This window comes from Sphaerisporangium sp. NBC_01403, from assembly GCF_045040145.1.
GTDB classification, from domain to species: Bacteria; Actinomycetota; Actinomycetes; order Streptosporangiales; family Streptosporangiaceae; genus Sphaerisporangium; species Sphaerisporangium viridialbum.
On record NZ_CP109534.1, the window covers coordinates 9,979,108 to 9,998,972 of the forward strand.

The 19,865-nt window shown below is 74.1% G+C and carries 3 protein-coding genes; all 3 read left to right on the forward strand.

Going from position 1 to position 19,865, the window contains the following annotated elements; genetic code table 11:
- The first annotated feature begins 122 nt into the window (after positions 1-122).
- The 3 genes from OG589_RS44940 to OG589_RS44950 are packed head-to-tail and all read left to right on the forward strand — an operon-like array spanning position 123 to position 19,860.
- On the forward strand, positions 123-8,828 hold the full coding sequence (locus OG589_RS44940) for an SDR family NAD(P)-dependent oxidoreductase (RefSeq protein WP_405145060.1): 8,706 nt from the start codon (positions 123-125) through the stop codon (positions 8,826-8,828).
- Positions 8,818-14,343, forward strand: a complete 5,526-nt coding sequence (locus OG589_RS44945) for an SDR family NAD(P)-dependent oxidoreductase (RefSeq protein WP_405145061.1) — start codon at positions 8,818-8,820, stop codon at positions 14,341-14,343. Before OG589_RS44940 ends, OG589_RS44945 begins: the two co-directional genes overlap by 11 nt.
- Before the next feature lie 33 nt (positions 14,344-14,376).
- Entirely contained in the window at positions 14,377-19,860 is a 5,484-nt protein-coding gene (locus OG589_RS44950) for an SDR family NAD(P)-dependent oxidoreductase (RefSeq protein ID WP_405145062.1), read from the forward strand.
- The last annotated feature ends 5 nt before the right edge of the window (positions 19,861-19,865 follow it).

Below are 19,865 nucleotides of genomic sequence, written 5' to 3' on the forward strand. Positions count from 1 at the left end.
AAGGTCGCAGTAACTATTCAATAGCCGCAATTCCACACTACTGTCCATCATTCCTGCGCGGTGTCTTTATCGAAACCGGCGGTGTCATGTTGGTGATGCCCGAGGCTTGAGGTGGCACGTTGATGGTTGGTGAGTCGATTCAGCTGACCGGCGCGACGGCCGACGAGTCCGGCCGGCGGGACGCCCGTCCTGATTTCCCGGCGGAGGAGCCGGTCGCCGTCGTGGGCATGTCGTGCCGGCTGCCCGGGGCGGACGACCCCGAGCGGTTCTGGCGGCTGCTGCGCGACGGCGTGGACGCGGTGACGGCGGTGCCGGAAGGCCGGTGGCCGCACACCACGGCCGTCGAGTACGCCCGGGGCGGCTTCATCCCGGACGTGGACCGCTTCGACGCCGGGTTCTTCGGGATCTCCCCGAACGAGGCCGCGGCCATGGACCCCCAGCAGCGGCTGACGCTCGAGCTGTCGTGGGAGGCGCTGGAGAACGCGCGGATCCTCCCGGCCGCGCTGCGCGGCACGGCCGCGGGTATCTTCCTCGGGGCGATCTCCAACGACTACGCCGCGCTGCAGGACCGTATCGGCGCGGGCGGCGTGGGCCGGCACACCTACACCGGCGCCAACCGGGCCATGATCGCCAACCGGGTCTCGTACTTCCTCGGGCTGAACGGCCCGAGCCTGACCCTCGACACCGGCCAGTCGTCGTCGCTGGTGGCCGTGCAGATGGCCTGCGAGAGCCTGCGCCGCGGCGAGACCCGGCTCGCGCTCGCGGGCGGCGTGAACCTCAACCTGCTGGCGGAGACCACCGCCGCCATCGGCAGCTTCGGGGCGCTGTCGCCGGACGGCCGCTGCTACGTCTTCGACAGCCGCGCCAACGGGTACGTGCGCGGCGAGGGCGGCGCGCTCGTCGTGCTCAAGCCCCTTTCCGCGGCGCTCGCCGACGGGGACGCGGTCCACTGCGTGATCCTCGGCGGCGCCGTCAACAACGACGGCGGCGGCGACGGGCTGACGGTGCCGAGTGGGCGTGCCCAGCGGGAGGTCATCACGCTGGCCCGCGCCCGCGCCGGGGTCGGGCCCGCCGACGTCCAGTACGTGGAGCTGCACGGCACCGGCACGAAGGTCGGCGACCCCGTCGAGGCGGGCGCGCTCGGCGCCGCCGACGGGGACGGGCGGCCGTGCGCCGACCCGCTTCTGGTCGGCTCCGTGAAGACCAACATCGGCCACCTCGAAGGCGCCGCGGGCATCGCGGGGTTCCTCAAGGTGGCGCTGAGCCTTCGCCACCGCGAGCTGCCGCCGAGCCTGAACTTCGAGACTCCCAACCCCGACATCCCGCTGGACGAGCTGCGCCTCCAGGTCGTACGGTCCGCCCGCCCCTGGCCCGCCGCCGGGCGTCCCCTGGTCGCGGGCGTCAGCTCCTTCGGGATGGGCGGCACCAACTGCCACCTGATCCTCTCCGAACCGCCCCCCGGCGAACCCGCCGCCTCCGGCGAACCGGTCGCGCGCTCAGGCGGCTCCGCCGCCGCCTCCGGTGACCCCGTCGCACCCGTCGCGTTCGCGGGGTCGGACGTGCCGTGGGTGCTGTCCGCGCGTTCCGCCGCCGCGTTGCGGGGCCAGGCGCGGCGGCTGCACGCCCGGGTCGGCGAGGACCCCTCGGCCGGGACCGCAGACGTGGCGCTGGCCCTGGTCCGCAGCCGCACCCGGTTCGAGCACCGGGCGGTCGTGCTCGGCGCCGACCGCGCCGCCCGGCTCGCCGGCCTGGAGGCGCTCGCCGCCGGGCTCCCCGGCGAGTCCGTGGTCACCGGGTCGGTGACCGCCGGCCGCCGCGCGTTCGTCTTCCCCGGACAGGGATCGCAGTGGCCCGCCATGGCACGTGACCTCCTGGCCGGCTCGCCCGCGTTCGCCGAGCGGCTCGCCGAGTGCGCGGAGGCCCTCGCACCGTTCACCGGCCACTCCCTGCTCGACGTCCTGCGGGAGACGCCCGGCGCGCCCGGCCTCGACCGGGTCGACGTGGTCCAGCCGGCGCTGTGGGCGGTCATGGTGTCGCTCGCCGGGCTGTGGCGGGCCGCCGGCGTCGAGCCCCACGTGGTCGTCGGGCACTCCCAGGGGGAGATCGCGGCGGCGACCGTCGCCGGAGCGCTGTCTCTCCAGGACGCCGCCAGGGTCGTGGCGCTGCGCAGCCGCGCGATCGCCGGCATCACCGGCAGGGGCGGCATGATGTCGGTCGCCGCCCCGCTCGACGTCGTCACCTCGGCCGTACGACCGCTGGCGCCGCACGTGGCAGTGGCCGCGTACAACGGGCCTCGCTCCGTGGTCGTCTCCGGGACGCGGGAGGCGCTCTCCGACCTGGAGCGGCGGCTCTCGGCCGACGGGTACCGCACCAAGCTCCTCCCGGTCGACTACGCGTCCCACTCCGCCGAGGTCGAGGGGATCCGCGACGAGGTGCTCAGCGCGCTGGCGCCCGTCCGCCCGGTGAGCACCGGCACGCTGTTCGTCTCCACGCTGACCGGCGAGCCGATGGACACCGCCGGGCTGGACGCGGACTACTGGTACCGCAGCCTGCGCCACCCCGTGCTGTTCGCCCAGGCCACCCGGCGGGCGCTCGACGAGCACTGCGGCCTGTTCGTCGAGTGCAGCCCGCACCCGGTGCTCACGGCCGGCATCGAGGAGACGATCGAGGAGGCCGAGCGGGACGCGGCCGTGGTCGGCACGCTGCGCCGGGGCGACGGCGGGCCCGGCCGGTTCCGGCGGGCGCTTGCCGAGGCGTACACGCGCGGAGCCGACGTCGACTGGGCCACTCTGGGCGATTCCGAGCCGGGCGCCCGGCTCGTCGACCTGCCCACCTACGCCTTCGAGCGCGAGCGGTACTGGCCCGGGACGCCGGGCGACGCCCAGCGTCCCGCGACGCCCGGCGAATCCCCGTGGCCCGATCGCCCGGCCGTCGAGGCCGGGCGCGAGCCGTCCGCGCCGGCGACGCCCACCGGCCCGTGGACCCCGGACGGCCTCTCGCGGCGCGCGGTGCGCGAGCTGGTGCTGACCACCGCCGCCGGGCTGCTCGGGCACCAGGACACCCGGGCCCTGGAGCCGGCCAGGACCTTCAAGGACCTCGGCTTCGAGTCGGCGACCCTGGAGGACCTCCGCGGCCGGCTCAGGTCGGCCACCGGGCTGCGGCTGCCGACCGGCCTGTTGTACGACCAGCCGACCCCCGACCGGCTCATCGACCACCTGTACGGGCTGCTCCACGACGGGCCGTCCGAAGCGGCGGCCGAGGCGCGCACGCGCGACGAGACCGACCCCATCGTGGTGGTGGCCATGGGCTGCCGCTATCCCGGAGACGTCGAGTCGCCGGACGACCTGTGGCGGCTGGTCCGCACCGGCACCGACGCGATCACGGAGTTCCCCCCGAACCGGGGCTGGGACCTCGACGCGCTGTTCGCCCACGGGCCCGGCCGGTCGGGCACCAGCGACACCAGGCACGGCGGCTTCCTGCACGACGCCGACCAGTTCGACGCCGGGTTCTTCGGCATCAGCCCCCGCGAGGCGGCCGCCATGGACCCCCAGCAGCGGCTGCTGATGGAGATCTGCTGGGAGACCGTCGAGCGGGCCGGCCTCGACCCCGCCGAGCTGCGGGAGTCCGCCACCGGAGTGTTCGTGGGCGCCATGGCCTCCGACTACGGCCCCCGGCTGCACCAGTCCACCGGCGCCGCCGACGGTCACCTGCTCACCGGCACCGCGCTCAGCGTCGCCTCCGGGCGCATCGCGTACGCCCTGGGCCTGCGGGGGCCCGCGATCACCGTGGACACCGCGTGCTCGTCCTCGCTGGTGGCGATCGTCCTCGCGGTGCAGGCGCTGCGGCGCGGGGAGTGCTCGCTGGCGCTGGCCGGCGGCGCGACGGTCATGTCCAGCCCCGGGATGTTCGTGGAGTTCAGCCGCCAGGGCGGGCTCGCCCCCGACGGCCGCTGCAAGGCGTTCTCCGCCTCGGCGGACGGCACGGGCTGGGGCGAGGGCGCGGGGATGCTCCTGCTGGAGCGCTGGTCCGACGCCCGTCGCCGCGGACACCCCGTACTCGCCGTGATCAAGGGCGGCGCGGTCAACCAGGACGGCGCCAGCAACGGCCTGACCGCCCCGAACGGCCAGGCCCAGCGGGAGGTCATCGGCCAGGCGCTCGCCGACGCGGGACTCTCCGCGGGCGACGTCGACGTGGTCGAGGCGCACGGCACCGGCACCAGGCTCGGGGACCCCATCGAGGCCGAGTCGATCATCGCCGCGTACGGCGCGAACCGGGACGCGGACCGGCCGGTCTGGCTCGGCTCGCTCAAGTCGAACATCGGCCACACCCAGGCCGCGGCCGGCGTCGGCGGCGTGATCAAGATGATCAAGGCGCTCGAACACCGGACCCTGCCCTCCACCCTGCATGTGGAGGAGCCCACGCCGCACGTCGACTGGAGCGGCGGCTCGGTGCGGCTGCTCACCGAGCCGGTGGAGCTGCCGGGCGACCGTCCGCTGCGGGCGGCCGTCTCGGGCTTCGGCATCAGCGGCACGAACGCGCACGTGATCCTGGAGGGACCCCCGCAGGCCGGCCCGGTTCCCGAGGAGCCGGAGGGCCCGCTGGTGTGGGTGGTGTCGGCGAAGTCCGAGGCGTCGTTGCGGGCTCAGGCGGGGCGGTTGCGTACGTACGCGCTGGAGGCCGAGCCGGGTGATCTGGTGGCGGCCGGGCGGGTGCTGTCGCGGCGGCCGGGGTTCGCCCACCGCGCGGTGGTGGTCGCGGACGGCAGGGAGGAACTGGTCGCGGGCCTGGCGGCGCTGGCCGGCGGCACGCCGCACGCGACCTTGGCGAGCGGGGTGGCGGGCTCGGACGTGCGTCCGGTCTTCGTGTTCCCCGGGCAGGGGTCGCAGTGGGCCGGGATGGCGGTCGGCCTGCTGGACGAGAGCGAGGTCTTCCGTACCCACCTTCGGCGGTGCGAGGCGGCGCTGGAGCCGTACACCGGCTGGTCGGTGGAGGCGGTGCTGCGCGGCAGGGAGGGCGCGCCGGCGCTTGCGGGCTCCGACGTCATCCAGCCGGTGCTGTTCGCGGTCATGGCGTCGCTCGCGGAGCTGTGGCGGTCGCTCGGGGTCGAGCCCTCCGCCGTGATCGGTCACTCCCAGGGAGAGATCACCGCCGCCTGCGTCGCGGGAGCGCTCGGCCTTGAGGACGCCGCCAAGGTCGTCGCCCTGCGCAGCCAGGCGCTGATGAAGCTCGGCGACAGCGGCGGCATGGTCGCCGTGTCGCTGCCGGCCGCGCGGGCGCGGGAGCTGCTTTCGCCGTGGACCGACCGGCTGTGGGTGGCCGTGCACAGCGGCCCGGCCAGCACGGTCGTGGCCGGCGACCTCGACGCGCTGGAGGAGTTCGCCGCCGCCTGCGGCGAGAAAGTGCGGATCCGCAGGGTGGCGATCGACTACGCGGCCCACACGCCGCACATCGAAGCGCTCCGCGAGGAGCTGCTCGCCACGCTGGACGACGTCTCGCCACGGCCCACCGACGTCGCCTTCTGCTCCTCGCTGGCGGGCGCGTTCATCGGCCACGCCGAGCTGAACGCCGCGTACTGGTACACCAGCCTGCGCAACCCGGTGCGGTTCGAGGAGGGCATCCGGGCCTTCGCCGGGCACGGGACCCCGCTGTTCATCGAGACCAGCCCGCATCCCGTGCTGACCGGCCACATCCAGGACACCCTGGAGGCGGCGGGCATACCCGGCGGCGCCACAGGGACGCTCCGCCGGGACGACGGCGACCGGCGCCGGTTCCTGGTGGCGGCCGGCCAGGCGTACGTGCTCGGCGCCGAGGTGGACTGGGCGCGGGCGCTCGGCCAGGGGCCCCACCGCCACGTCGACCTGCCCACCTACCCCTTCGAGCACCGCAGGTACTGGATCGACGGCGCCGCCGCCACCGTGGACGTCGCCGCGCGGGGCATGGACGCCTCCCGGCACCCGCTCCTCGGCGCGGTAGTGCCGCTGGCCGGAGACGACGGGTTCCTGCTCACCGGGCGGCTGTCGCGCGGCGCGATGCCGTGGCTCGCCGACCACGTCGTGGACGGCGGGGTGCTGCTGCCGGGCACCGCCTTCGTCGAGCTGGCCCTCGAAGCGGCCACCACGGCGGGCTGCGACGAGATAGAGGACCTGACGCTGGAGGCTCCGCTGCTCCTGCCCGAGACCGGGGCGGTTCAGGTGCAGCTCGCGGTCGGCGGCGCGGACGCGGACGGCCGGCGCGGCCTCACCGTGTACGCCCGCCAGGCGGGCGACGCCGAGGCCACCTGGACCCGGCACGCCACGGGCACGCTCTCCACAGGACCGACCGCCGCCCCCGAACGGCTCTCCGGCCGGCCGCCGTCGGAGGGCGTCGCGGTCGACCTGGACGAGGTGTACGAGCGGCTCGCCGAGCGCGGCTACGAGTACGGCCCCGCGTTCCGGGGGCTCCGGGCCGCCTGGCGCGTGGACGGCGGCGCGTACGTCGAGGTGGCCCTGCCGGAGCACGTCCGCGGGGACGCCGGCCGGTTCACGTTCCACCCGGCGCTGCTGGACGCGGCGTTGCACCTGCTGGTGCTCGACTCGGCCGAGGCCGTGCAGGACGTGCCCTCGCTGCTGTTGCCGTTCTCCTGGAGCGGGGTGCGGGTGTCGGCCCTCGGCGCAGAGGCGTCGCGGGTGCGGATCGCGGACCTCGGCGACGACCGGGTGTCCCTCGCGATCCACGACGGCGCGGGCGACTGGATCGCGGGCGTGGACGCGCTGACGCTGCGCCGGGTCCCGAGAGACGGCGGGGCCTCGCGCGCCGCGTCGGACGCGGCCTCGTACACGGTCGACTGGGTGGACCTCGCGGCGTCCGGCGCCGACCTCGCCGACCAGCGATGGGCCGTGGTCGGGTACGACGGCTTCGCCGACGAGATCGGGGAGGAGCTGGGCAGGGCCGGGGTCAGCGCGCCGCGCTACTACGACCTCGCCTCGCTCGCGGAGATGACCGCGGGCGAGGTCCCGGGCATCGTCCTGGTCCCCTACCTGCCGGAGGCCGACGCGGACGACGTGCCGTACTCGGTGCGCGACGGCATGTACCAGGCCCTCGACCTGGTGCAGGCATGGGTGGGCGACGAGCGGTTCGCGGGCTGCCGCCTGGTGTTCGTGACCCGGGGCGTCTTCGACCCGGCGGGCGGCATGGTCCCCGCCGTGGTCGCGGGCCCGGTGTGGGGGCTGGTGCGGTCGGCGCAGGCCGAGCATCCGGGACGGTTCGTCCTGCTGGACGCCGGCGACGGGTTCTCCGGATGGCCGCTGGTGGCCTCGGCGGTGGCCTCGGGCGAGTCGCAACTGGTGGCGCGGGACGGGAAGCTCCTGGTCCCCCGCCTGGCACGCCGCACGGCCGAAACGCCGGCCGAGACGCCGGCCGGGTCCTCGGACGTGGGGTCGGGAACCGTGCTGGTGACCGGCGGCACGGGCGGGCTGGGCAGCCTGGTCGCCCAGCGGCTGGTGGAGAAGCACGGAGCCCAGAACCTTCTGCTGGTGTCGCGGCGCGGGCCGGACGCGCCCGGTGCCGCCGAACTGGTGTCCCGGCTTGAGGGCCTCGGAGCGCGGGTCACGGTGGCGGCCTGTGACGTGTCGGACCGCGACGCGCTCGCGGCGCTGCTGGAGTCGATCCCCTCGCAGGTGCCGCTGACCGGCGTGGTGCACGCGGCGGGCGTCCTGGACGACGCGACCGTGGAGGGGCTGTCGGCGCAGCGGCTGGACTCGGTGTTCGCCCCCAAGGTGGACGCGGCCTGGTACCTGCACGAGCTGACGCGGGAGCTCCCGCTCTCGTGGTTCGTGGTGTTCTCCTCGGTCGCCGGCGTGGTCGGGAACCCCGGCCAGGGCAACTACGCGGCCGCCAACGTGTTCCTGGACGTCCTCGCGGCGCACCGCCGCGAGCTGGGCCTGCCCGCCGTGTCGGTGGCGTGGGGGCTGTGGGACACCGTCGGCACCGGGATGTCGGGGCAGATGTCGGCCGCGGACACGGCCCGCCTGGCCCGCGCGGGCATCGCGCCGCTGACCGTCGAGCAGGGTCTTGAGCTGTTCGACTCGGCGCTCGCCTCGCCGGGCCCGCTGGTCGTCGCCGCCAGGTGGGACAACACCGCCCTGCGCGCCCGCGCCGAGAGGGGCGAGCTGCCGTCGGTGCTGCGCGGCCTGGTGCGCGCGCTGCGACGCGCCGCCACCGCCACCGCGGCGGGAGCGGCCTCCACCGCGGCCGGATCGGCGGGCCTGGTCGAGCGCCTCGCGGCGATGGCCGAGGCCGAGGCGCGCGGTCACCTGGCCGATCTGGTGCGGTCGCATGTGGCCGCGGTCCTCGCGCACGGCAGCGTCGAGAACGTCGGGGTGGACCGGGCGTTCAACGAGCTGGGGTTCGACTCGCTGACCGGGGTGGAGCTGCGCAACCGGCTCAACGGCGACACGGGACTGCGGCTGCCGGCGACGCTGGTGTTCGACCACCCGAACGTCACCGCCCTGACCGACTACCTCTTCCGCACGCTGGCGCCCGCCGCCCCCTCACCTGAGGACACCTTGCGCGGGGCCGTGGAACGGGTCGAGTCGATGCTGTCGGGCGCCAGCGAGGACGCGGAGGCCATTCGCGGCAAGCTCGTCGCCATCGCGCAGAGCGCCGTCACGAGGTTCGGCGCCGGTCTGATCACCAGGTTCGCCGCCGGTACGGGCGGCCCCGGCGGCGCCGAGGGTGTGGTCGAGAAGATCGATTCCGCTTCCGATGAGGAGATCTTCGCGCTCATCGACGACCGAACTATGACGTCTCCCCTGAGATCCTCCCTGGAAAGGCCCGATCATGGCCAATGAGGAAAAGCTACGCGACTACCTCAAGCGTGTGACCGTCGAGCTCGCGGAGACCCGGCAGCGCCTGACCGGCGTCGAGGATCGGCGTCACGAGCCGATCGCCATCATCGGCATGGCGTGCCGCTACCCGGGCGGTGTGGCCAGTCCTGAGGATCTGTGGGATCTGGTGGTCGATGGCGGCGATGCGATCGGTGGCTTTCCGGTCGACCGGGGCTGGGATGTGGAGGGGTTGTACGACCCCGATCCCGAGGCGCTGGGGAAGTCGTACACGCGGCATGGCGGGTTCATCTATGACGCGGGGGACTTCGACGCGGCTTTCTTCGGGATGAGCCCGCGTGGCGCGCTCGCCACCGACCCGCAGCACCGGCTGATGCTGGAGGCCACCTGGGAGGCGTTCGAGCGGGCCGGCATCGACCCGGCGACCCTGCGTGGCACCCGCACGGGCGTCTACCTGGGCAACATGTACAACGACTACTCGCTGCGGTTCACCAACGGCGCCGTCCCCGAAGCGGTCGAGGGCATCCTCATGGTGTCCAGCGCCGCCAGCGTGCTGCCGGGGCGGGTGTCGTACACCTTCGGGCTCGAAGGCCCCTCGATCGCGGTCGACACCGCGTGCTCGTCCTCGCTGGTGGCGATGCACCTGGCGGTGCAGGGGCTCAGGCGCGGGGAGTGCTCGCTGGCGCTGGCCGGCGGCGTGACGGTGATGGCCACCCCCGACTCGTTCGTGGAGTTCTCCCGGCAGCGCGCGCTGGCGCCTGACGGGCGGTGCAAGTCGTTCTCTTCCACGGCCGACGGCGCCGCGTGGGCCGAGGGCGTGGGCGTGCTCGCGCTGGAGCGGCTCTCGGACGCCCAGCGCAACGGACGGCGGATCCTCGGGGTGATCCGGGGGTCGGCGGTCAACCAGGACGGCGCCAGCAACGGCCTGACCGCGCCGAACGGCCCGGCCCAGGAGCGCGTGGTGGAGCAGGCGCTCGCCGACGCCCGCCTGGACACCCGGGACGTCGACGCGGTCGAGGCGCACGGCACCGGCACCCGCCTGGGGGACCCGATCGAGGCGCAGGCCCTCATGGCCACCTACGGGCGCAACCGCCCGGCCGCGCGTCCCCTGTGGCTCGGCTCGGTGAAGTCGAACATCGGCCACACCCAGGCCGCCGCGGGCGTCGCCGGTGTGATCAAGATGGTGATGGCGATGCGGCACGGAGTACTGCCGCGGACGCTGCACGTCGACGAGACCGGGCAGCACATCGACTGGTCGGGGGTCGGGCTCCTGACCGAGGCCAGGGACTGGTCGCGCGACGGCCACCCGCGCAGGTCCGGGGTGTCCTCGTTCGGCATCGGCGGCACGAACGCCCACGTCGTCCTGGAGGAGGCCCCGGAACAGCCGAGCGCTCCCGCCGCCCCGCCCGGCGTGACCGCCGGCCCCGGCGCGGCCCCGCTGGCCTGGGTCATCAGCGCGCACAGCGCCCAGTCGCTGCGCGGGCAGGCCGCCCGCCTGCACGACTTCGTCACCGCCCACGACACCCTGCGCCCGGCCGACGTCGCGCACTCCCTGGCCTCCGGACGGTCGCTGTTCGAGCATCGCGCCGTCGTCCTCGGCCACGACCGCGACGCCCTGATCGCCGCCCTCGCCGACCACCTGCGCGACAAGCCGGTGGCCGAGGTGGTCAAGGGCATCGCCCAGGAGAAGCCCCGGCTGGCGTACCTGTTCACCGGCCAGGGCGGGCAGCGGCTCGGGATGGGACGCGAGCTGTACGCCGTGTCGCCGGTGTTCGCCGAGGCTCTGGACGAGGTCTGCGCCGCGCTCGACGCCCACCTCGACCGCCCGCTGCGCGAGGTGATGTGGGCCGAGCCCGGCACGCCCGATGCGGCGGCGCTGAACGAGACCCGCTACACCCAGCCGGCCCTGTTCGCGTTCGAGGTGGCCGCCTACCGGCTGCTGGAGTCGCTCGGCGTCACGCCGGACTACGTCGCCGGGCACTCGGTGGGCGAGTTCGCCGCCGCGCACGTGTCGGGAGTCTGGTCGCTGGCGGACGCCGCACGGCTGATCACCGCACGCGCCCGCCTGATGCAGGCGCTCGACGAGCCGGGCGCGATGATCGCCATCGAGGCCACAGAGGAGGAGGTCGCGCCGACCCTCGCCGGTCAGGAGCACCTCGTCGGGATCGCGGCGGTCAACGGCCCCACCAGCGTGGTCGTCTCCGGGGTGGAGGAGGTCTGCCTGGCGGTGGCCGACGAGTGGCGGGAGCTCGGCCGGCGGACCCGGCGGCTCGCGGTCAGCCACGCCTTCCACTCCCCGCTGATGGAGCCGATGCTCGCGGAGTTCGCCGCCGAGCTGGAGAGCGTGCGGTTCGGCGAGGCGCGCATCCCGTTCGCCACCAACCTGACCGGCGACGCCACCTGGACGGCGCCGGAGTACTGGCTGGAACAGATCCGCCGTCCCGTCATGTTCCACGCGACGATCGGCCGGCTGGAGACCGAAGGGGTGAGCACGTACATCGAGGTGGGGCCGGACGCGGTCCTGTCCGGCATGGCGCACGAGTGCGTCACCCTGCCGGACGCCTCGGTCATCTCGCTCAACAGGCGCCGGCGGCCGGAGCCGGACGCGCTGGTCACCTGCCTCGCGCAGGCCTGCGTGGCGGGCGTGGCCGTCGACTGGCCCCGGCTGTCCGGTGGCGCGGACGTCGACCTCCCGACGTACGCGTTCGACCGCGAGCGCTTCTGGCTCCTCTCGCCCGTACGCGCCGGGGACGTCTCGTCGGCCGGTCTGCGCGGGCTCGGCCACCCCCTGCTCGGGGCGGTGGTCGACATCGCCGACGACGGCACGACGGTGTTCACCGGCCGCCTGTCGGTCGCCGGCTCGCCGTGGCTGGCCGACCACGTGATGATCGGCGCGACCGTGCTGCCGGGCGCGGCGTTCGTCGACATCGTCCTGGAGGCCGCCGGCCAGCTCGGCTGCGACCTTCTTGAGGAGCTGATGTTCGAGGCTCCGCTGGTGCTGCCGGAGCAGGGTGCGCTGGCGTTGCAGGTCGTCGTCGAGCGGGCCGACGAGGCCGGCGCCCGCCAGGTGCGGGTGCACTCCCGCCCGGCCGACGACCCGGAGGCCGCGTGGACGCGCCACGTCTCCGGTGCCGTGGCCGTGGACTCCGGCGGTGCCGTGGCCGGCGGGGTGTACGGCTGGGCCGGGGTGTGGCCGCCCGAGGGCGCGTCGGTGGTGCCGCTGGACGGTGGATACGAGCGGTTGGCCGATCTGGGCTATGAGTACGGGCCGGTCTTCCAGGGCGTGCGGGGGGTTTGGCGTCGTGGTGGTGAGTTGTTCGCCGAGGTGTCGGTGGATGACGAGGTGGAGGTGGCGGGGTTCGGGTTGCATCCGGCGTTGCTGGACGCGATGTTCCACCCGTTGCTGATCGCCGACGGGGCGGGCGAGCTGAGGTTGCCGTTCGAGTTCCGCAGCGTGCGGCTGTCCGCGGCCGGTGCCCGGGTGCTGCGGGTCCGGCTGGAGTCCGCGGGCACCGACGGGTGCGCCATCGAGGCCGCCGACGTCTCCGGCCGGCCGGTCTTCTCGATGGAGTCGCTGCGGGTGCGCTCGGTCGCGCTCGAATCGCTGGCGGGTGCGGGCGGCGGCCAGACGGTGGCCGTGCCGCACGGCGTCGACTGGGTGGACGTCACGGTCACCCAGGCCGACAACGACTCCCGGTGGGTGTTCCTGGGGGAGCCGGTGGTGGGGCTGGACGGGTTCGCGGATGTGGAGGCGCTGGGTGTGGCGGTGGCGGCGGGGGAGCCGGTGCCGGATTTCGTGGTGGTCTCGTGTGTGGCGGGTTCTGGGGATGTGCCTGGGGCTGTGCGTGAGTTGTCGGGCCGGGTGCTGGGTCTGGTGCGGGGTTGGGTGGCCGATGAGCGGTTCGCCGGTTCTCGTCTGGTGTTGGTGACGGGTGGTGCGGCGGGTCCTGGTGCGGGGGTCGAGGTCGCGGGGGTGGTGGGCGGGTCGGTGTGGGGTCTGGTGCGGTCGGCGCAGGCCGAGCATCCGGGGTTGTTCGTGCTGCTGGACGTGGAGGAGGGTTTCTCGGGCTGGGGTCTGGTCGCGGCGGCGGTCGCCTCGGGTGAGTCGCAACTGGCCGCGCGCGAAGGCGCGGTGCTGGCACCCCGCCTCGCGCGGCGGACGGCCGAGGCGCCGGCCGGGCCCCTGGCGACCGGCTCAGGGACCGTGCTGGTCACCGGCGGCACCGGAGCCCTGGGCAGCCTGGTCGCGCGGCGGCTGGTGGAACACCATGGCGTGCGGGATCTGCTGCTGGTGTCGCGCCGTGGGCCGGACGCGCCGGGTGCCTTCGAGCTGGTGTCCGAGCTGGAAGGTCTGGGGGCGAAGGCCGCCGTGGTGGCGTGTGACGTTTCCGACCGTGACGCGCTGGCGGGGTTGCTGGGGTCGGTCCCGGGCTTGACCGGGGTGGTGCACACGGCCGGGGTGCTGGACGACGCGACCGTCGAAGGGCTGTCGGCGGAGCGGCTGGACGCGGTGTTCGCCCCGAAGGCCGACGCGGCGTGGCACCTGCACGAGCTGACGCGGGAGCTCCCGCTGAAGTTCTTCATGGTGTTCTCCTCGCTGGCGGGCGTGCTGGGCAATGCCGGGCAGGCGAACTACGCGTCGGCCAACGTGTTCCTGGACGTCCTTTCGGCCCACAGGCGAGCGCTGGGATTACCCGCTGTGTCGGTCGCCTGGGGTCTGTGGGACACCGACTCCGACATGACCGGCACCCTGACCTCGGCCGACGTCGCCCGGATGGCACGGTCGGGCATCGCGCCGCTGACCGCCGAGCAGGGGCTTGAGCTGTTCGACTCGGCTTTCGCCTCGCCCGATCCACTGGTCGTCGCCGCGAAGTGGGACACCACGGGGTTGCGCGGCCGCGCCGAGACCGGCGGGCTGCCGTCCATGCTGCGAGGCCTGGTACGCGCGCCGCGCCGCGCGGCCACCAGCGCCGGAGGCCGGGCGGCGGGCTCGGCCGGGCTGGTCGAGCGCCTGGCCGGCATGAGCGAGATCGACGCCCGGCGGCTGCTGACGGACACCGTCCGCTCGCACGTGGCGGCCGTCCTCGCGCACGGCAGCGTCGAGAGCGTCGGCATGGACCGGGCGTTCAACGAGCTGGGCTTCGACTCGCTGACCGCGGTGGAACTGCGCAACCGGCTCAACGCCGAGACCGGGCTGCGGCTGCCCGCCACGCTCGTGTTCGACCACCCGACGGTCACCGCGCTGACCGACTACCTGTTCAAGACGCTCGCCCCGGCCGCGCCGTCCCCGGAGGAGACGCTGCGGGTGGCCCTGGAACGGGTGGAGTCCATGCTGACCGCCCTCAACGGGGAGGGAGAGGTCGTCAGGGGCAGGCTCGTCGCCATCCTGCAGAGCGGCCTGACCAGGTTCGGCGCGGGCCCGGCCGGCGCCGGCGGCGCGAACGGCGCCGACGGGGTCGTGGAGAAGATCGATTCCGCTTCCGATGAGGAGATTTTCGCGCTCATCGACAACGAACTCTGACCTATGACTCTCGTTACTGGAAAGGCTCGACCGATGGGGACCGAGGACAAACTCCGCGACTACCTCAAGCGTGCGACCGTCGAACTCACCGAGACCCGGCAACGGCTCGCCGAGTTCGAGGACCGGCGCCATGAGCCGATCGCCATCATCGGGATGGCGTGCCGTTTTCCGGGTGGTGTGGCGAGTCCTGAGGATCTGTGGGATCTGGTGGTCGCCGGTGGGGATGCGATCGGGGATTTTCCGGTCGATCGGGGTTGGGATGTGGAGGGGTTGTACGACCCCGATCCTGAAGCGTTCGGGAAGTCGTACACGCGGCATGGCGGGTTCATCTATGACGCGGGGGATTTCGACGCGGGTTTCTTCGGGATGAGCCCGCGTGGTGCTCTGGCGACCGACCCGCAGCACCGGCTCGTCCTTGAGGCCACGTGGGAGGCGTTCGAGCGGGCCGGCATCGACCCGGCGACCCTGCGTGGCACCCGCACGGGCGTCTACATGGGCAACATGTACGACCACTACGCCAGCCGGTTCCTCGGCGCCTCCCCGGAGACCGTCGAGGGCTCGCTGTTCACGTTGAGCGCGTCCAGCGTGCTGTCGGGGCGGGTGTCGTACACCTTCGGGCTGGAGGGGCCGTCGATCTCCGTCGACACCGCGTGCTCGTCCTCCCTGGTGGCCGTGCACCTGGCCGTGCAGGCGCTGCGGCGCGGGGAGTGCTCGCTGGCGCTGGCCGGCGGCGTGACCGTTATGGCGGCCCCCGAACCCTTCGTGGAGTTCTCCCGGCAGCGCGCGCTGGCCCCCGACGGGCGGTGCAAGTCGTTCTCCTCCACGGCCGACGGCGCCGCGTGGGCCGAGGGTGTGGGCGTGCTCGCCCTTGCGCGGCTGTCGGACGCCCAGCGCGACGGCCGCCGCATCCTGGCCGTGGTGCGCGGTTCCGCGGTCAACCAGGACGGCGCCAGCAACGGTCTCACCGCGCCGAACGGCCCGGCCCAGGAGCGCGTGGTGCGGCAGGCGCTCGCCGACGCGCGTCTCGACACCCGGGACGTGGACGCCGTGGAGGCGCACGGCACCGGCACCCGGCTCGGCGACCCCATCGAGGCCCAGGCGCTGCTGGCCACCTACGGGCGCAACCGCCCCGACGACCGTCCCCTGTGGCTCGGCTCGGTGAAGTCGAACATCGGCCACACCCAGGCCGCCGCGGGCGTCGCCGGTGTGATCAAGATGGTCAAGGCGCTCGAACACCGCACGCTGCCGCCCACCCTGCATGTGGAGGAGCCCACGCCGCACGTCGACTGGTCGGCGGGCGGGGTGCGGCTGCTCACCGAGCCGGTGGAGCTGCCGGGCGACCGTCCGCTGCGGGTGGCGGTGTCCGGCTTCGGGGTCAGCGGCACGAACGCGCATGTGATCTTGGAAGGGGTGCCCGGGGGCGGCCCGGTTCCGGTGGAGCCGGAGGGCCCGCTGGTGTGGGTGGTGTCGGCAAAGTCCGAGGCGTCGTTGCGGGCTCAGGCGGGGCGGTTGCGTACGTACGCGCTGGAGGCCGAGCCGGGTGATCTGGTGGCGGCAGGGCGGGTGCTGTCGCGGCGGCCGGGGTTCGCCCATCGCGCGGTGGTCGTGGCCGAGGACCGGGAGGAGCTGGTCGCGGGCCTGGCCGCGCTGGCGGACGGCCTGCCGCACGCGGCGGCGGTCAGCGGCCTCGCGGCCACCGACGTCCGGCCGGTGTTCGTGTTCCCCGGGCAGGGGTCGCAGTGGGCCGGTATGGCCGTCGATCTGCTGGACCACAGTGAGGTCTTCCGCACCCATCTGCGACGGTGCGATCTGGCGCTGGAGCCGTACACGAGCTGGTCGGTCGAGGGGGTGCTGCGTGGCGCGCAGGGCGCGCCGGCGCTTTCCGGCTCCGACGTCATCCAGCCGGTGCTGTTCGCGGTCATGGTGGCGCTCGCGGAGCTGTGGCGGTCGATGGGAGTGAACCCGGCGGCGGTGGTGGGCCACTCGCAGGGGGAGATCGCCGCCGCGTACGTCGCCGGAGCGCTCGGCCTGGAGGACGCGGCCAAGGTCGTCGCCCTGCGGAGCCGGGCGCTGGTGAAGCTCGGCGGTACCGGCGGCATGCTCGCGGTCTCGCTGCCGGCCGTGCAGGTATGGGAGCGGCTGGAGCCGTGGTCGAACCGGCTCTGGGTGGCGGTCCACAGCGGGCCCGCCGGCGCGGTGGTGGCCGGTGACCTCGACGCGCTGGAGGAGTTCGCCGCCGCGTGCGGCGACACCGTGCGCACACGGCGGATCGCGGTGGACTACGCCTCGCACACGCCGCACATCGAAGAGCTGCGCGACGAGCTGCTGGCGGCGCTGGAGCAGGTGGCGCCCCGGCCCACCGAGGTGGCCTTCTGCTCCTCGCTGGCCGGCAGGTTCGTCGACCCTGAGGAGCTCACCACCGACTACTGGTTCGACAACCTGCGCAACCCGGTGCGGTTCGAGCAGGCCGTCGGGGCGTTCGCCGGGTACGGCACCCCGCTGTTCGTCGAGGTGAGCCCGCACCCCGTGCTGGTGTCCGACGTCGAGGACATCTGCGAGGCCGCCGGGATCGGCGCCCGCGTCTGCGGGTCGCTGCGCCGCGGGTCCGGCGACCGGCGCCGCTTCCTCACCGCCGTGGCCAGGGCCTACGTCCTCGGCGCCGAGGTCGACTGGACGGCCGCGCTCGCGCCCGCGCCGTACCGGCACGTGGACCTGCCCACCTACGCGTTCGAGCGGCGCAGGTACTGGCTCGACGGCTCGGAGCGCGCCGGTCACGCGACCGGCTCCGGGATCGGCGGCTCGCGGCACCCGCTGCTCACCGCCGTCGTACCGGTGGCCGACGGCGGTTTCGTGCTCACCGGGCGGCTGTCCCTGGCGGACGCGCCCTGGCTCGCCGACCACTCCGTCAGCGGCGGCGTCCTGCTTCCCGGCGCCGCGTTCGCCGAGCTGGCCCTCGAAGGCGGGACCATCGCGGGCTGCGAGTTCGTCGAGGAGCTCGTCCTCGAAGCTCCGCTCGTCCTGCCGGAGGCCGGAACCGTCGGCATCCAGATCACCGTCGGCAGGCCGGACGCCGGGGACCGCCGCGACCTGGCCGTGTTCTCGCGTTCGCAGGACGCCGGCGGCACCGCGTGGGTGCGGCACGCGTCGGCCGTGGTGGCCGTGGACCCCGTCGGTGGCGCGGCAGAGGTGTGCGGTTGGGCGGGGGTGTGGCCGCCGGAGGGCGCGTCGGTGGTGCCGCTGGACGGTGGTTACGAGCGCCTGGCCGATCTCGGATACGAGTACGGGCCGGTGTTTCAGGGGGTGCGGGGGGTTTGGCGTCGTGGTGGTGAGTTGTTCGCCGAGGTGTCGGTGGATGACGAGGTGGAGGTGGCGGGGTTCGGGTTGCATCCGGCGTTGCTGGACGCGATGTTCCACCCGTTGCTGATCGCCGATGGAGTCGACGGGCTGAGGTTGCCGTTCGAGTTCCGGGGCGTGCGGTTGCCGGCGGCGGGCGCCCGGGCGCTGCGGGTTCGCCTGACCGGGGCCGGGGACGACGGGTGGGCCGTCGAGGCCGTGGACGACTCCGGCCGGCCGGTGTTCTCGATGGACTCCCTGCGGGCGCGGGCCGTGGCGGCCCAGGGGCCGGCGGCAGGCGGTGCTGCCGGGCCGGTGCCCCATGGCGTCGACTGGATCGACCTGGCCGTCGCACCCCTGGACGGGTCGCGGTGGGTGTTCCTGGGGGAGCCGGTGGTGGGGCTGGACGGGTTCGCGGATGTGGAGGCGCTGGGTGTGGCGGTGGCGGCGGGGGAGCCGGTGCCGGATTTCGTGGTGGTCTCGTGTGTGGCGGGTTCTGGGGATGTGCCTGGGGCTGTGCGTGAGTTGTCGGGCCGGGTGCTGGGTCTGGTGCGGGGTTGGGTGGCCGATGAGCGGTTCGCCGGTTCTCGTCTGGTGTTGGTGACGGGTGGTGCGGCGGGTCCTGGTGCGGGGGTCGAGGTCGCGGGGGTGGTGGGCGGGTCGGTGTGGGGTTTGGTGCGGTCGGCGCAGGCCGAGCATCCGGGGTTGTTCGTGCTGCTGGACGTGGAGGAGGGTTTCTCGGGCTGGGGTCTGGTCGCGGCGGCGGTCGCCTCGGGCGAGTCGCAACTGGCCGTCCGAGACGGCGTGGTGTCGGTGCCCCGCCTGGCGCGGCGGGACGTCGCGGAACGAACCCGCTGCGACCTGGCTTCGGGGACGGTGCTGGTGACCGGCGGTACGGGCGGGCTGGGCAGCCTGGTCGCGCGGCGGCTGGTGGAACACCATGGCGTGCGGGATCTGCTGCTGGTGTCGCGCCGTGGGCCGGACGCGCCGGGTGCCTTCGAGCTGGTGTCCGAGCTGGAAGGTCTGGGGGCGAAGGCCACCGTGGTGGCGTGTGACGTTTCCGACCGTGACGCGCTGGCGGGGTTGCTGGGGTCGGCCCCGGGCTTGACCGGGGTGGTGCACACGGCCGGGGTGCTGGACGACGCGACCGTCGAGGGGCTCACAGCGGACCGGCTGGACCGGGTCCTCGCGCCCAAGGCGGACGCCGCGTGGCACCTGCACGAGCTGACCAAGGATCTCCCGCTGGCGGCGTTCGTGGTGTTCTCGTCCTTGGCCGGCGTGCTGGGCAACCCGGGCCAGGCCAACTACGCGGCGGCGAACGTCTTCCTGGACGTCCTTTCGGCCCACAGGCGAGCGCTCGGCCTGCCGGCGGTGTCGGTCGCCTGGGGTCTGTGGGACACCGACTCCGACATGACCGGCGCTTTGACCTCGGCGGACACGGCGCGCCTCGCCCGCTCGGGCGTCGCGCCGCTGACCGCCGAGCAGGGCCTTGAGCTGTTCGACTCGGCGCTGACCAGCCCGGAACCGTTGACGGTCGCCTCCGGCTGGGACGTCACCGGGTTGCGCGCCCGCGCCGAGACGGTCGGGCTGCCGTCCATGTTCCGGGGTCTGGTACGCGCGCCACGCCGCGCGGCGACCAGCGCCGGAGGCCGCACCGCGGGGTCGGCCGGGCTGGCCGAACGCCTGGGGGCGATGGCCGAGGCCGAGGCGCGCGGGCACCTGGCCGACCTGGTGCGGTCGCACGTCGCCGCCGTCCTGGCGCACGGCGACGCCAAGAACGTCGGCATGGACCGGGCGTTCAACGAGCTGGGCTTCGACTCGCTGACCGCGGTGGAGCTGCGCAACCGGCTCAACGCCGAGACCGGGCTGCGGCTGCCCGCCACGCTGGTGTTCGACCACCCGACGGTCACCGCGCTGACCGACTACCTGTTCAAGACGCTCGCCCCGGCCGCGCCCTCGCCCGAGGACACCCTGCGCGGTGCCCTGGAACGGGTCGAGTCCATGCTGACCGCCCTCAACGGGGAGGGAGAGGTCGTCAGGGGCAGGCTCGTCGCCATCCTGCAGAGCGGCCTGGTCAGGTTCGCCGCCGGTCCTGACGGTCCCAACGGCGCCGGCGGCGTGGTGGGGAAGATCGATTCCGCCTCCGACGAGGAGATCTTCGCGCTCATCGACAACGAACTCTGACCTGC